This window comes from Mobilisporobacter senegalensis, assembly GCF_003752155.1.
In the GTDB taxonomy this organism is placed as follows: domain Bacteria; phylum Bacillota; class Clostridia; order Lachnospirales; family Lachnospiraceae; genus Mobilisporobacter; species Mobilisporobacter senegalensis.
The window spans coordinates 313,583-329,378 of sequence record NZ_RJVG01000002.1; the positions used below are offsets into that span (position 1 = coordinate 313,583).

Here is a 15,796-nt window from a genome sequence, read left to right on the forward strand (position 1 = left end):
CAATTGGGGGAAACAGTAACGACAGACAAAGAACACGTTGGAACAATCATAGACACAGTTAGGCGTTTCCCAATTACCCCGGGTAGTCGCAAAAAGCCAGAATAGCTGCATGAATTCTCATGCAAGCATGGAATTCACACAATTATTCTGGCACTTAACTCGTTACCTTCGCGATTAATCTGGTACTTAAATCATTATCATCGCAATGATTAGTCAACGATAAAAGGTTGTAAAGCAGAAAGAATTCTTTCTGCATCGTCCTCTGTATGAATATTTAAATCGATAGGTTTTGATAGATCTAAACTAAAGATGCCCATAATTGATTTTGCATCAATTACATATCTTCCAGAAACCAAATCAAAATCAGTATCAAATTTTGTTACTTCATTTACAAATGCTTTAACCTTATCAATTGAATTTAAAGATATTTTAACTGTTTTCATTGTAAGCCCTCCTTTTTATTATATATAGGTATATACTACATTTTGCCATCTTAAAAGTCAATATACAAAGTATATAAAAAAAGGTTGATATTACAATGATAAAATTGACTGTCTCAGCCACTTGAACAAAGTTTGTACAATTTCTTTGTTGATTATTGTGTAATAAGAGTGAAAGCACGTTCACTATTGATTTGAGACTCAGATGGACTGGGAGCATGTCCGCTCGAGTCATGTTAACAAATTATGAAAGGACTAAGTATGACAATTAAGAATAGGAATGAAATGCAGGAAAGAAGTGTTGCATTTCTAACATTAGGATGTAAGGTAAACTCTTATGAAACAGATGGAATGGAAAAACTATTCCAGGAAGCTGGTTACAGGATTACCGAATTTAGCGAAAAAGCCTCTATATATGTAATAAATACCTGTACTGTAACTAATATTGCAGATCGTAAATCACGTCAGATGCTGCATAAGGCAAAGAAAAATAATCCAGATGGTATCGTAGTAGCAGTCGGATGCTATGCACAGGCATCCAAGGAAACTCTTGAAATAGATGAAGCAATTGATATCGTAGTTGGGAATAATCAAAAGAAAAATATCGTTTCCATTGTTGAAAATTATATGAATGATGGAAGTGAGAATGAAGCGGTCATTAATATTAATCAGGAGCAGGAATATGAAGAGCTTACTATTGAATCGGTAGGTGAGAAGACAAGAGCTTATATCAAGATCCAAGACGGCTGCAATCAATTCTGTTCGTACTGTATTATTCCTTATGCAAGGGGAAGAGTAAGAAGCAGAAAAGCAGAAGATGTAATTGAAGAAGTGGTAAGAGTTGCAGATAAAGGATATAAAGAAGTAGTTCTGACTGGAATACACCTGTCATCCTATGGTATTGATTTTAGAAAACAGGAGGCTTTTGCCCAGATCAAGATAGAAGATGAGAATATTACTGGTGTTGATTATCAGGCAAATAGAAAAGAATATCATAATAAAGAACTTTTACAATTAATTATAGATATTAGTAATATTGATGGGGTTGAAAGAATCCGGCTTGGCTCATTAGAACCAAGAATTATCACAGAAGAATTTGCAGGCTCATTGGCAAAGAATAAAAAGTTTTGTCCACATTTTCATTTGTCTTTGCAAAGTGGAAGCAATGGAACATTAAAACGTATGAATCGGAGATATACTGCTGAAGAATACTATGAAAAATGTGAATTATTAAGAAGACATTTTGAAAATCCGGCAATTACAACAGATGTCATTGTAGGTTTTCCCGGAGAAACCAAAGAAGAATTTGATGAAAGTAAGGAATTTGTGAAACAGGTTTCATTTGCTCAGATGCATATTTTCAAATATTCCAAACGAAAAGGAACCAAAGCGGAAACTATGCCGGATCAGGTACAGGAATCAGTTAAGCAGGAGAGAAGTAATCAGTTAATTGAGATAGGAGCAAGATTAAATAAGGAATATAAACAGCATTTTATGGATAGAATAGAGAAGATACTCGTCGAAGAAGAAATAGAGATAGATGGAGAAAAATATCAAGTTGGTCATAATGAGCGTTATCTTAAAATCGCATTTTCCAGCAAGAAAAACTATGTGAATGAGATTGTACAAGGTAAGATAACAGGTGATTTAACAGACGAAATCTTGTTTTGTAAAATAATAGATTGAATTTTCTACCAATTTATATTAATATATAATTACTCAGTAATAAAGTGGAACTTAATTTTCGGTTAAAATAATAGAAACATATTTATATATAAAAGGACGTGAGAAAATGCAAGAAGTTAACAATACTCAATTTTTTAAAGTTCAAAAAGAACCTGAAATTGAAGTAAAAGATATTATAGCATCGGTATATGTTGCACTGACAGAAAAGGGATACAATCCTGTGAATCAGATAGTTGGGTATGTTATGTCAGGCGATCCCACATACATTACAAGCCATAAGGGTGCGAGAAGTTTAATCATGAAGGTTGAACGTGATGAAATAATTGAAGAATTATTAGAAGATTATATAGGAAGAAATCTTAGAAAGTAATACCACAGATAGAGGTACATGAATGAGAATAATGGGTTTAGATTATGGTTCTGTCACGGTTGGAGTTGCAATCAGTGATGAACTGCATCTTACTGCGCAGGGAATTGAAGTAATACGAAGAAAACAGGAGAATAAACTACGTCAGACATTGGCAAGGATTGAGGAATTAATTGTAGAATATGATGTAGAATTGATTATTCTTGGTTTCCCTAAGAATATGAATAATACTATTGGAGAACGTGCTGAAAAGTCAGAAGAATTTGCTGATACGTTAAGAAGAAGAACCGGATTAGAAGTTGTATTATGGGATGAAAGATTAACTACCGTAGCAGCTCATAATGCCCTAATCGAAGGGAATGTTCGTAGAAGTGACAGAGAAAAAGTTGTGGATAAAGTAGCCGCAGTATTTATATTACAGGGATATCTGGATATGCAGAGTATGAAAAAGGGAACTTAAGGAGAATACAAATGTCAGAAAAACTAGAGCGAATAGTATTCACGAACGACGATAGCGAAGAGGTTGAATTCTATGTATTAGAGCAGACTATGATTAATGGTATAAATTATTTGTTAGTTGCTGATTCAGATAATGAAGAAGATGAGGCAAATGCATTAATTTTAAAAGAAAAAGCAATAGTAGATAATAAAGAGACTATATATGATGTAGTAGAGAATGAAGAAGAAATATTATCCATCTCTAAGATTTTTGTTGAATTATTAGACGATGTTGATATTGAGTTAGAATAGATAGAAAGATAAAAAATTTTGCTACAGTTCAGCTACAAGCCAGATTTGTTTCAGCATATCTCGCTTTGGCAGAACGCCATATGAATCTTCAATCAGATCTGTATTGAAAAGCAGGCTTTTCCAGCAGATTTATTAAAGATTTCCATGGCCAGACTGTAACAATATAATAAAGAATTTAAATGCATTAATATTAGATTGGATTTAGAAAACAAATAAAGAAAAAGGTGATTTAGGTGCCGGACAATCAAGAAAAATTTAAGATATTATTAAAACAAAATGGTTTGAAAGTTACTACCCAAAGAGTCACAATACTTGAGGTACTGCAGGATAGGCCAGGAGAACATATGACCGTAGAAGAAATCTATGACTGTGTGAAAGAGCAGTATCCAGATATTGGACTAGCAACGGTATATCGAACAATTCAATTGTTGTCGGAGTTACATCTGATTGATAAGCTTAATTTAGATGATGGTTACGTACGTTATGAGATTGGCAAGATGGGAGATCCACAAAGGTCGCATCACCATCATCATTTGATATGCTTAAATTGCGGCGCGGTTTCATCTTTTGAGGATGATTTACTTGATACTTTAGAAAAAAGAATTCATGAGAATGCAGGCTTTGAAGTGGCAGACCATGAAGTGAAATTATTTGGGTATTGCAAGGATTGCATAATAAAAAATCAAGAATAATCACTAAATCTAATGTAAGAATGAATGCACTTAATATATGGAAAAGAAATAATACATAATAACCATTGGAGGTGCAATCTTTTGAAAGAAAAAGAAAAAGAAGAAATAGTAAAAAAGGGAGTTAAAATAATACCCCTTGGAGGATTAGAACAAATTGGCATGAATATAACTGCATTTGAATACGAAGATAGTATTATCGTTGTAGATTGCGGTTTATCATTTCCAGATGACGAAATGTTAGGGATAGACTTAGTAATACCGGATGTAACTTATCTGAAGGAGAATATCCATAAAGTAAAAGGGTTCGTAATAACACATGGTCATGAAGATCATATTGGTGGACTGCCATATGTGCTAAAGGATATTAATGTACCAGTTTATGCAACCAAGCTAACAATAGGAATCATTGAAAATAAATTAAAAGAACATAATTTATTAAAATCAACGAAAAGAAAAGTAATCAAATATGGACAATCTATTAATTTAGGCTGTTTCCGTATCGAATTTATACGTACAAATCATAGTATTGCAGATGCTGCAGCTTTGGCAATCTATTCGCCGGCAGGCATTATTGTTCATACAGGGGATTTTAAGATTGATTATACTCCTGTATTTGGACAGACAATTGATTTACAGCGTTTTGGAGAACTGGGTAAAAAGGGCGTACTTGCACTTATGTGTGATAGTACCAATGTAGAAAGACCTGGATTTACCATGTCAGAACGTTCGGTTGGAATCTCATTTGATAATATTTTTGCGGAGAATAAGCTGCATCGGATTATCATCGCAACGTTTGCATCTAATGTTGACAGAGTTCAACAGATTATTAATTCTGCCGTGAAATTTGGAAGAAAAGTTGTTCTTGAAGGCAGAAGTATGGTAAATATTATGTCTACCGCTTCAGAACTTGGATATATTACTGTTCCAGAAAATGTTCTGATTGAAACAGAAATGATGAAGAACTATACGGATGATCAGCTTGTATTAATTACTACAGGCAGTCAAGGGGAAGCAATGGCAGCTTTATCAAGAATTGCTGCATCTACACATAGAAAGATTTCTATTAAACCAGGAGATACAGTAATCTTTAGCTCACATCCGATTCCAGGGAATGAAAGATCAGTAAACAAAGTAATTAATGATTTATATAGACAAGGTGCGAAAGTAATTTATCAGGATACTCATGTATCCGGTCATGCCTGCCAGGAAGAGATCAAACTGATCTATTCTTTAACCAGACCTAAATATGCCATCCCGGTACACGGTGAGTATAAACATTTGATAAAACATGCAGAACTGGCTGAAAAATTAGGTGTTGATAAAAATAATATTAAAATATTATCATCCGGTGATGTACTGGAACTAACAGATGAAAAAGCCCAAATTGTGGATAAAGTTCAGGCACAGGGAATTTTGGTGGATGGTTTAGGTGTTGGCGACGTTGGAAACATTGTCCTTCGTGACAGACAGCATTTATCAGAAAATGGTCTGTTGATCGTGGTAGTTACTTTAGAAAAACATAGCAATCAAGTGTTAGCCGGCCCAGATATCGTTTCCAGAGGATTTGTATATGTAAGGGAATCAGAAAACCTTATGGATGAAGCAAGATATGTGGTAAATGGTGCTCTGGACAAGTGTTTAGATAAAGGTATTACAGATTGGGGTAAAATTAAAACTGAGATTAAAGATTCCCTCAGTGACTACCTATGGAAGAAAACGAAGAGAAATCCTATGATACTTCCAATCATCATGGAAGTATAAGGGTCATTTTACAAAAAAGATAATGCATGCGATTAAAATCTATGATATAATATGGTACAATGATATGGTGCCGATTCTCTTGAAAAGACATTCGTAAAGAGTGTGTCTTCTGGTTTTGGAATCTGGAAATCTTCGTATTGAGTGGAGTGGAGGATATAATATGACATTAAGAAACGCAAAGACAAGAGTTGCGCTTAATATTACAAGCTTTGTATTGCATGTGTTCTTAAACATTCTATTTTACGTTGTTGTTATCTATGCAATAACCAGATTAAGTACGATAGCATACGACTTCACTTATCAGATATTTGGGAATGAATCCCTGGAGCAGGCTCCTGGAAGGGATATCTATATTCAGATTAAATCAGGTGAATCAACTATGAACGTTTCAAGTAAACTTGAAATTAATCGTGTCATTAAAAATAAATATTCTTTTTTCGTTAAGGCGAAGTTAAAGAATCAAGATCTTATGCCGGGAACTTATTTAGTGAATAGCTCAATGAGCTATGAACAAATCATTAGTATAATAACAGATTTATCAAAGAATCTAGAAGATAAAGAAGATGATAAGAATGCTTTAAGTAAGAACAAAAGCAGTGGAGCTGATTCTAGTATAGAAAAAGATGAATAATTGATTTGTTAGCAAATCTGTTAAAGATAAGGGAAGGCGGACCATTGGGTTCGCTTTTCTTATTACATGGAAATTGGAAAAGTTTTCTAAGGTAAACTCTTTGTTATATCAGATACTAACTTTGGAGGAAATTAAAGTGATAGGTGATGAAAGAATTTCAGCATATATTGGCTCTTTAGAAACGGACAGGCCAGAGATACTTAATATAATTGAGAAACAGGCATTAAAAGACTATGTACCAATCATTAAGAAACCAACCCAGTCTTTATTACGTTTTTTAATTCGTTCCCATCAGCCGGAGAATATATTGGAAGTTGGTGCAGCTGTAGGCTTCTCATCTATTTTAATGAGTGAATATATGCCTGGCGGGTGTAGAATAACTACAATTGAGAAAATGCCTGGACGTATTGAAAAAGCAAAAGAAAATATAAAACTGGCGGAGAAAGAGGGAAAAATAACATTACTGGAAGGTGATGCAGCTAAGATTCTAAAAGATCTTACAAAGGATCCGAAAAACCAATATGATTTTATGTTTATGGACGCGGCAAAAGGACAATACATCAATTTTCTGCCAGATATTATGAAATTGTTAAAACCAGGAGGATTATTAATTTCAGATAACGTTCTTCAGGATGGCGACGTGGTACAATCCAGATACGGCGTTACGAGAAGAAATAGAACGATTCATACAAGAATGAGAGAATACCTATATACCCTGACCCATATGGAAGAATTGGATACCATTATACTTCCCATTGGAGATGGAGTAACATTAAGTACAAGAATTAAGGAGTAAGTCATGAATATAGAAAAGAAACCAGAATTATTAATACCTGCAAGTAGTCTTGAAGTTTTAAAAGTAGCGGTGAAATATGGAGCAGATGCCATCTATATTGGCGGAGAGATGTTTGGGCTGCGTGCCAATGCGAAAAATTTCTCAAAAGAAGATATGTCAGCGGGTATTGAATTCGCTCACAGGTTTGGGAAAAAGGTATATGTAACTGCTAATATTACAGCACATAACAGAGATTTAAAGGGTGTTGAAGAATATTTCAAAGAGTTAAAAGAAATAAAACCAGATGCAGTTATTGTTGCTGATCCAGGTGTTTTTGAAATAGCCAGGGAAGTAATGCCGGAAATTGATCTTCATATTAGTACACAGGCCAATAATACTAATTATAGAGATTTTCTGTTCTGGAAGAGAATGGGTGCAACAAGGGTTGTTACTGCCAGAGAATTATCCCTTGCAGAGATAGGAGAGATCAGAGCTAATATTTCCGATGATTTAGAGATAGAGACATTTGTTCATGGCGCCATGTGCATGTCTTATTCCGGGCGTTGTCTGCTTAGTAATTTCTTTACCGGAAGAGATGCCAATTTAGGAGCATGTACACATCCATGCCGTTGGAAATACCATCTGGTAGAAGAAACAAGACCGGGAGAATATATGCCTGTATTCGAGAATGATCGTGGTACATATATCTTTAATTCCAAGGATTTATGTATGATTGAATTTATCCCGGAGCTGGTAAAATCGGGTATTGACAGTTTTAAAGTAGAAGGAAGGATGAAAACAGCTCTTTACGTAGCAACAGTTGCAAGAACATATCGTCAGGCCATTGATGACTTCTACAAAGATGAAAATCTCTATCGCAGGAATTTACCTCGCTATCAGGAAGAAATTAAAAATTGTACCTATCGTCAATTCACAACCGGTTTCTTCTTTGGTCCAACGGATAGTGAATCTCAAATATACGACAATAACACTTATGTAAAAGGTGCAATTTATCTGGGGATGATTGAAGGTAAGAATGAAGCCGGTTTCTACGAAATAGAACAACGAAATAAATTTTCAGTAGGTGATACCATAGATATTATGAAAACCAATGGAGAGAATATCAGGACAGTTGTAAAAGCCATGGCTGATGAAGAAGGAAATCCCATGGAGAGCTGTCCTCATCCAAAACAGAAATTCTTTGTGGATTTAGGGGTAGAGCTAGAAGAGTATGATATTTTAAGGATTACAGAAGAATAGAGAGTCATATCAGAAGTACATTTTAATAAGCAGCCCTTGTAGAAAGTATTTATTAACTTAAATGTTTTCTACAAGGGCTGTTATTTTTGTGAAAAATACATAGAAAATGGAGCCGTCCTACTGATTATTTAGCGGGGCGGCTCCATTTCTGCTGGAATTCATTGCATCTAAAAAATCTGTGGGAGGGAATCCATCGTTTAGAGAAATTATATAAATAACGACATATCCGATTCTTCTCCATTGGCAAGCATGGTAGCTGCTCCGCTGATCTTCACACCGTCAATTAATTCATCCATTGTGATTCCCATTACATCCATGCTCATGGAGCAGGCGATCAATTCCACTCCGTTATCTATAGAGGCTTTTATTAAGCTTTCCAGGTCATCGATATTTTTATTTTTCATTACCATTCGAATCATCTTAGCTCCCATGCCGCCCATATTCATTTTTGAAAGGCCTAACTTCTTAGAGCCCCGTGGCATCATGGCGCCAAACATTTTACTTATGATATCCTTCTTCACAGAGACTTTCTCTGGTTTTCGAAGGATGTTTAGTCCCCAGAAAGTAAAGAACATAGTTACTTTACGCCCCATGGAAGCAGCAGTGTTGGCAATTATAAAGGAAGCGATTGCTTTATCCAGATCCCCTGAGAAGACGATGATATTTTTATTATTACCATCAGAATAATTCACACATGCTGCCACGCCGCCCTTTTTAATAATTGCTTTTGAGATTCCTTTTTCGGAATGAACCCCACCGAAAGTATTGCCGGTCCTTTTGCACCAGCTTTCAACATCAGCAGCAAAAGCAGGATCTGTAGTTTTAATTTCAATAACATCACCCTCTGAAGCATTCTTAACTGCTTCGGACAGTTTCATGATAGGGCCGGGACACTGTAGTCCGCAGGCATCTACCTCTACGGTAGTTATGTTCGCCGCAACTACCATTGTTTCTTCGTTTAATTTATAATTCTCCTGTCCTTTTTGTTCTGCTTTATGATAAATACTATTATAAAGACGATAACCACCGGAGAGATTATAGCATTCAAATCCATTTTGGGAGAGAATCCTGCATGCGGTATGCCCACGAAGTCCAATCTGACAAGTCACATATACCGGTTTGGATTTATCCAACCTGTGCAGGTTTTTACGGAGTTCGTCTACGGTAATATTCATAAAACCATCAATGGATCCATTCTCATATTCCATGTCAGAACGAATGTCTAAAAGAGTTACACTTCCATCTCTTGGAAGTTTATCGACCTCATCAAAATGAAATATTCTGGTTTTTCCCGTTAATATATTCTCAGCCACATATCCTGCCATATTCACCGGATCTTTTGCAGAAGAGAATGGTGGGGCATAAGCCAGTTCTAATTCCGTTAAATCGTAGACTGTCATATTAGCCCGGATTGCTGTTGCAAGTACATCAAGACGTTTATCGACTCCTTCATATCCCACGATCTGGGCACCTAAGATTTTACCGTTATCTTTATGGAAGATCAGTTTTATAGACATACTTACTGCTCCGGGATAGTAGGATGCATGGGAAGCAGAATAAGTAAAAGATTTCTCATAATTTAAGTTAAGAGTTTTTGCCTGCTTTTCAGTGATTCCGGTAGTTGCTACCGTTAAGTCAAAACACTTTAATATGCCGGAGCCCTGGGTCCCTTTATAAACTGTTTCTATGCCGCATATATTATCCGCTGCGATTCTTCCCTGCTTATTTGCCGGGCCTGCAAGAGGAATATATCCTTTCGTCCCTGTGATATAATCTGTAATTTCCACTGCATCACCAACAGCATAGATGGAATCGTCAGAAGTTCTCATATGTTCGTCTACTATAATTGCACCACGCTCATTTAGGGATAAGCCGGCAATTTTAGCAAGTGTACTGTCAGGACGTACGCCAACAGACATTATTACCATGTCAGCATAGATATCCTGTTTTCCTAATGTAATTTTAAGAGCAGCTCCCTGGTCAGTAATTTCTTTTACTCCGTCACCCAGGATTAAATGAACCCCTTTTTCACGAATATGATTGTGGACATCCGAAGCCATGTCAAAGTCCAGAGGAGCAATTACATGGTCGGCAAATTCTACAACGGTAACATCAAGGCCGGCATGTTTTAGATTCTCTGCCATTTCAATTCCTATATATCCTCCTCCTACTACCACAGCAGATTTAGGTTTTTCCTGATTAATATAATCTTTGATCCGATATGTGTCAGGGATATTTCTTAAAGTGAACACACGTGCATTGTCAAAACCTTTAATATTTGGCCTCACAGCTTCTGCACCAGGAGAGAGGATAAGTTTATCATAACTTTCAACATAGATCTTCCCTGTTCTATGGTCTTTGACTTCTACATTTTTATCATTTGGGTTTATTGATATAACTTCATTGAATATACGCACATCTACATTAAATCTGGATTTAAAGCTTTCTGGTGTCTGTAAGGTAAGTGCGGATCTGTCTTTAATATCTCCTCCAATATAATAAGGAAGACCACAATTTGCATAGGAAATATACTCACCACGTTCAAACATTATAATATTAGCATGTTCATCCAGTCTGCGAAGTCTGGCAGCAGCAGAAGCACCGCCGGCTACACCCCCAATTACTAATACTTTTCTCATAAATAATACCACCCTTCTTTTATAATCATCGGTTTTTTTATAGCATACCAGAGAAAAAAAATATATTCTGTGACCTTGTCACATTGGCATATATTATTAAAATAATACAAAAGGACCAGCCGGCCATTTTGGCAAAAAGGAATATGAAGCATTTGCTGATATTGAATCATAATTTGCCGAATTGGAACAAGTATAAAAACGAATTAACTTATTTTGGACAGAATTATAGAAAATTTATTTACTTTTTTGAGGTATTTTTACTACTATTTTAATAGGAAAGGCACTAATTTTAGATTGAAATCATAGACTAATAATAAACTAATAATCGATGAGGTGCTTATAACGTGAAAGCTTTTCCTAAACCACTAAGCACCAAGGAAGAACAAGAGTACCTAAAGCAATGTCAAAAAGGTGACAAGGAAGCTAGAGGGATATTAATAGAACGCAACCTTCGACTTGTGGCACATATTGTTAAGAAGTATAATGCTAACGACAAGGACATAGATGACTTAATTTCAATAGGTACAATTGGTTTAATTAAAGCTATTGACACATTTAATATGAATAAGGGAATTAGGTTAGCCACTTACGCTTCAAGGTGTATCGATAATGAATTGCTGATGATGTTACGTACCAACAAAAAACAATCCAAAGAAGTATATTTATACGAACCCATTGGAGCTGACCGAGAGGGGAATGAGATTAATTTATTAGATATCATAGAAAGTTCAGATAAGGACATCGTTGACAATATTGAACTGAAAGAGAATATTGGTAAGCTCTATGAATTAGTAAATTCAATTTTAACGGAAAGAGAAAAAGAAATAATATGTATGAGGTACGGATTGGGGTACGCACAGGAAGTAACACAAAGGGAAATTGCCAATAAACTTGGAATATCAAGATCCTATGTATCACGGATTGAAAAGAAAGCAATAAGAAAGTTAAGTGAATGCTTTAAATAGGGATAGCGAAAGCTATCCCTGTTTTATTGGATAGACCAACTGTTTGTAAAAATATGTATTGGTAACATTTGGGTGAGATTTGTCGATTTTACAATAAAAAAACATAAGATTTAGTGACATTTACTAACTTATATGGTATCATCATGAGTATTACTACAAAGTATTGCTATATTAAACTGGAGGTTGATACATTCTATGGAAAAAATCAGAATAGTAATTGTTGATGATTCACCTTTTTCTATTACGTTATTAAGAGATATTCTTGAAGAAAATGGTTATGAAGTTGTTGGTGATGCTGGTTCATTGGAAGAGGTAAAAGAAGTTATAAGGGACAAAAAACCTACGTTAGTAACAATGGATATGACATTACCTGGTACAGATGGGCTTGAATGTACCCGGGCAATACATGAAATCGATCCAAATATTAAAGTAATCGTCGTAAGTTCCATGATGGATGAAGAAATAGTCAAAGAGGCAAAAGAAAACAGAGTATCTGAGTATATTCAAAAACCGGTTGATCCCGACGAACTTATCACAGCGATCAATAGGATCATGGCTTCGGAAGAACTTTATCATTTACTGGAAACAGAATCATTTCCAGTATTCAAAGAGTCTTTATTAGATGGTGTGAACCGAATGACTAAAACCCTGCTTAACTATAAGGAGGAATATTCAACGAATACAGAGCATGAATCAAAAGGCTTGACTGTCATAATTGGAATCATCGGTAAATTCTCCGGCAGGATGTTAATTGATCTGTCAAAAGAAACAGCAGGAAATATAGCAGCAGCCTTACTAAGAAGGACACCTAAAAATAACGATGAAATGGTAGCTGCAATTGCCGAATTTACCAATATCATTTCTGGAAATGCATGCTCAATATTAAACAGAAAAGATAAAGCTTATGGCCTCCGTGTATCTCCGCCATCCATATTATATGGTGACAGTGTTCACATTTCAGCTCCCAATTTTAAAACAACTACAGCAATCGCAGAAACAAATTTTGGTGAAATATTGATCAATGTAGGATTTACAAGAGGTGAAGAAAAATGGATGTAAAACACGTTAATCCCTTTATAGAAGCCTTTGCAACAGTTATCCCCCAATTGGGATTCAAGACTGTGAAAAAGGGCAATTTAAGTATGAAGAATAGTGAACTGCTAAGTTCAGGTGTAGTTATAGTGGTTGGAATCGTTGGAGCCATAAAAGGAAATGTAGTTTATTCTGTTGCTATGGAAGATGCCAAGAAAATAGCCTCATCCATGATGATGGGAATGCCGGTAAATGAGTTTGATGAAATGGCACAAAGTGCATTGGCAGAATTGGCAAATATGTTAACTGCAAATGCAGCAACCTGCTTTTCAGGTCTGGGAATTTCAATAGATATTTCCACCCCAACATTACTTTATGGAGAAAATATATCTCTAAAGATGAGTTCAAATCAGGTTCTATGTGTCCAGCTTTTGGCGGATGACATTCCTATTGAAATCAATATAGCTTTTGAAAATTAGAAAGAATGCCCTCTCAGGCTTAACATGTGTTCCTGCACCTGTTGATGATTACACCTGTGATATGAGATGGAATTGCATTATGGGTGGTTCTAATAGTTTGAGATGGGTATTTTTTTATTGGACATTTTGACGAAATTTAGAAAATTAGATACCTTAGACACTAATATAAATATGAAAATAATCCAATTAACATAAAAGTGCACATAAAATAGTGAAAATTAGTGTTGACATTTCACAAAAATAAGATATAATGAAAGTAATTAATTTACAAAAATATTTATTGATGCTAAATAATTATAAAGGCAAACTTGTTGAAAAGCAAGGACGCAAAGCTTGAAACCTAAAGGAATTTATACAAAAGAAACCTTATTATGGACTGTATAATTATTCATCCAATGGTCGTTCGGTTGCAACTAGAATAAGTAATTTATATAATTTACTTAATTTAGTTGCTTTTTTTATCCTAATTTATCAATCATTAGTGAATTATTGGTATTAAAAGAGAATTATAATACTATTTGAGATCTATTTGATGCTGTTACTTAAAAAGATAATTTAACATGAATTATAAGGAAAACTTAATATATCTGGTTTAATATCAAAGGGTGGAGGATAAAATGGATTTTGGAAAGAACAAAAAAAGATTAGGAGATATGCTCGTTGATGAAGGGCTGATTACTCCAAAACAGCTTAAGAATGCCCTTGTAGAACAGAAAAAAGGGAAACTGAAACTTGGGGAACTACTGGTAGATTTTGGCTATATTGATGAATTATCCATTACAAAAGCATTACAAAAGCAATTAAAACTGGATATAGTCCAATTGTCCGGTATTGTAATAGCTCCCGATGTTCTGGGATTAGTGAATGAACAGATTCTTAGAAAATATATGGTGATCCCTTTTGAATTTCATAAGACATCACCTAATATACTTCGTGTTGCCATGGCAGATCCTTTAGATATTATTGCAATCGATGATTTGGCTATCATTACAAATCTTAAGATTGATCCTGTGGTATCCACTCCTAAAGAGATTGCTACTGCAATCGATAAATATTATGGGAATGCAGAAGTTAAGGCAGTGGCTGAAAGGTATACCAAAGAGAAAGAGATACAGAACAAGGAAAAAGAAGAAGAACAGAGTAATGAAGACATAAACAACTCGCCTATCGTATTATTGGTGAAGGCTATTATTGAACAAGCAGTCCGGCAAAGAGCCAGTGATATACATATTGAACCATTTGAGAAACAGATAAGAGTCAGATACCGGGTAGATGGTTTGCTAAAGGAAATGAGCCAGTATGAAATTAATCTGCTGCCGGCCATGGTTGCCAGAATAAAGATTATTGGCGGCATGGATATCTCTGAAAAGAGAAAACCTCAGGATGGGCGTATTACCGTAGTAGTTGACAGAGAAGAATTTGATATTCGTGCATCGGTCCTTCCCACCGTCTTTGGGGAAAAGATCGTAATGCGTATTACCTCTAAAAAAGGGTTGACCAAAGCAAAGAAAGATCTTGGTTTCTCTGAGGAAGAAATGAAGAAATTTGATGCAATACTGGAAAGACCTCATGGAATGATTCTTGTTACGGGACCAACGGGAAGCGGTAAATCAACGACTCTGTACACTGCATTAAGCGAACTGAATACGGAAGGTGTTAATATTATTACAGTAGAAGATCCGGTGGAAGCTAATATTGACGGAGTCAATCAGGTGCAGGTAAATGCAAAAGCAGAGTTAACCTTTTCCAATGCTCTTCGTTCTATCTTAAGACAAGATCCGGATATTATCATGATTGGTGAGATCAGGGACAGTGAAACGGCAGAGATTGCAGTAAAGGCTTCTATTACAGGGCATCTTGTAGTCAGTACGCTCCATACCAACAGTGCGGCCAGTACAATTACAAGACTGGAAGATATGGGGATTGAACCATATCTGATCGCAGATGCTACGGTAGGCGTGATCGCACAGCGTTTGGTAAGAAGGCTGTGTCCTTCCTGCAAAACAAAAAGATATGCCGATTCACTGGAGAAAGAGATACTTGGGATAGATCCAGAAGCAGAGCAGGTCATCTATGAACCTTGTGGCTGCCATATGTGCAACAATACCGGATATTTCGGGCGTATTGGTGTCTATGAAATCATGCCGGTTACATCTGCCCTGAAAGAAATTATCAGCCGTAAGGGTAATTCCAGTCAGATAACAGAAATCGCATTAAAAGAGGGAATGAATACATTAAAGATGAGCGCTACCAGATATGTCCTGGAAGGTATTACATCAATTTCTGAAATGAAGAGAATTTCTTTTGATGAATAGCTTC

The 15,796-nt window shown here is 35.6% G+C and carries 15 protein-coding genes and 1 riboswitch; of the genes, 13 read left to right on the forward strand and 2 right to left on the reverse strand.

Annotation, left to right across the window (positions count from 1 at the left end; translation table 11 throughout):
* Nucleotides 1-209: 209 nt before the first annotated feature.
* Nucleotides 210-443 (reverse strand): HPr family phosphocarrier protein, encoded by a 234-nt coding sequence (locus EDD66_RS04215; RefSeq protein WP_123608311.1) that lies wholly within the window; start codon nucleotides 441-443, stop codon nucleotides 210-212.
* Between the two features lie 258 nt (nucleotides 444-701).
* Here EDD66_RS04215 and EDD66_RS04220 point away from each other — a divergent pair, with 258 nt between their 5' ends.
* The 9 genes from EDD66_RS04220 to EDD66_RS04260 all read left to right on the forward strand — a co-directional run bounded on the left by EDD66_RS04220 (nucleotide 702) and on the right by EDD66_RS04260 (nucleotide 8,362).
* Nucleotides 702-2,126 carry a MiaB/RimO family radical SAM methylthiotransferase gene (locus tag EDD66_RS04220; RefSeq protein ID WP_123608522.1) on the forward strand — a complete coding sequence of 475 codons (1,425 nt, stop codon included), beginning with the start codon at nucleotides 702-704 and terminating at the stop codon, nucleotides 2,124-2,126.
* A gap of 106 nt (nucleotides 2,127-2,232) precedes the next feature.
* Entirely contained in the window at nucleotides 2,233-2,496 is a 264-nt protein-coding gene (locus tag EDD66_RS04225; protein ID WP_123608312.1) for an IreB family regulatory phosphoprotein, read from the forward strand.
* Between the two features lie 22 nt (nucleotides 2,497-2,518).
* A complete protein-coding gene (gene ruvX, locus EDD66_RS04230; RefSeq protein ID WP_123608313.1) occupies nucleotides 2,519-2,953 on the forward strand; it encodes a Holliday junction resolvase RuvX in 435 nt (144 codons plus the stop codon).
* Nucleotides 2,954-2,964: 11 nt separating this feature from the next.
* Entirely contained in the window at nucleotides 2,965-3,243 is a 279-nt protein-coding gene (locus EDD66_RS04235; protein ID WP_123608314.1) for a DUF1292 domain-containing protein, read from the forward strand.
* Nucleotides 3,244-3,476: 233 nt separating this feature from the next.
* Entirely contained in the window at nucleotides 3,477-3,935 is a 459-nt protein-coding gene (locus EDD66_RS04240; protein ID WP_123608315.1) for a Fur family transcriptional regulator, read from the forward strand.
* Nucleotides 3,936-3,959: 24 nt separating this feature from the next.
* Nucleotides 3,960-5,696, forward strand: a complete 1,737-nt coding sequence (locus tag EDD66_RS04245) for a ribonuclease J (protein WP_123608316.1) — start codon at nucleotides 3,960-3,962, stop codon at nucleotides 5,694-5,696.
* Between the two features lie 160 nt (nucleotides 5,697-5,856).
* The gene (locus tag EDD66_RS04250; RefSeq protein WP_123608317.1) at nucleotides 5,857-6,327 is read left to right on the forward strand and encodes an endolytic transglycosylase MltG; all 471 of its coding nucleotides are present in this window, start codon (nucleotides 5,857-5,859) and stop codon (nucleotides 6,325-6,327) included.
* A gap of 136 nt (nucleotides 6,328-6,463) precedes the next feature.
* Nucleotides 6,464-7,123, forward strand: coding sequence for an O-methyltransferase (locus EDD66_RS04255; protein ID WP_123608318.1), 660 nt, complete (start codon nucleotides 6,464-6,466; stop codon nucleotides 7,121-7,123).
* Between the two features lie 3 nt (nucleotides 7,124-7,126).
* The gene (locus tag EDD66_RS04260; protein ID WP_123608319.1) at nucleotides 7,127-8,362 is read left to right on the forward strand and encodes a peptidase U32 family protein; all 1,236 of its coding nucleotides are present in this window, start codon (nucleotides 7,127-7,129) and stop codon (nucleotides 8,360-8,362) included.
* Nucleotides 8,363-8,568: 206 nt separating this feature from the next.
* Here the strand turns inward: EDD66_RS04260 and EDD66_RS04265 are convergent, their stop codons facing one another.
* Entirely contained in the window at nucleotides 8,569-11,001 is a 2,433-nt protein-coding gene (locus tag EDD66_RS04265; RefSeq protein WP_123608320.1) for a CoA-disulfide reductase, read from the reverse strand.
* A 344-nt stretch (nucleotides 11,002-11,345) separates the two neighbouring features.
* Here EDD66_RS04265 and sigK point away from each other — a divergent pair, with 344 nt between their 5' ends.
* The 4 genes from sigK to EDD66_RS04285 all read left to right on the forward strand — a co-directional run bounded on the left by sigK (nucleotide 11,346) and on the right by EDD66_RS04285 (nucleotide 15,792).
* Nucleotides 11,346-11,966 (forward strand): RNA polymerase sporulation sigma factor SigK, encoded by a 621-nt coding sequence (sigK, locus tag EDD66_RS04270; protein WP_123608321.1) that lies wholly within the window; start codon nucleotides 11,346-11,348, stop codon nucleotides 11,964-11,966.
* A gap of 195 nt (nucleotides 11,967-12,161) precedes the next feature.
* Complete coding sequence (locus tag EDD66_RS04275; protein WP_123608322.1) at nucleotides 12,162-13,025, forward strand: response regulator; 864 nt, start codon at nucleotides 12,162-12,164, stop codon at nucleotides 13,023-13,025.
* A complete protein-coding gene (locus EDD66_RS04280; RefSeq protein WP_123608323.1) occupies nucleotides 13,016-13,477 on the forward strand; it encodes a chemotaxis protein CheX in 462 nt (153 codons plus the stop codon). The genes EDD66_RS04275 and EDD66_RS04280 overlap by 10 nt, the downstream gene beginning before the upstream one ends.
* A 291-nt stretch (nucleotides 13,478-13,768) precedes the next feature.
* Nucleotides 13,769-13,892, forward strand: a riboswitch (cyclic di-GMP riboswitch).
* A gap of 202 nt (nucleotides 13,893-14,094) precedes the next feature.
* The gene (locus EDD66_RS04285) at nucleotides 14,095-15,792 is read left to right on the forward strand and encodes a GspE/PulE family protein (protein WP_123608324.1); all 1,698 of its coding nucleotides are present in this window, start codon (nucleotides 14,095-14,097) and stop codon (nucleotides 15,790-15,792) included.
* Nucleotides 15,793-15,796 lie beyond the last annotated feature (4 nt).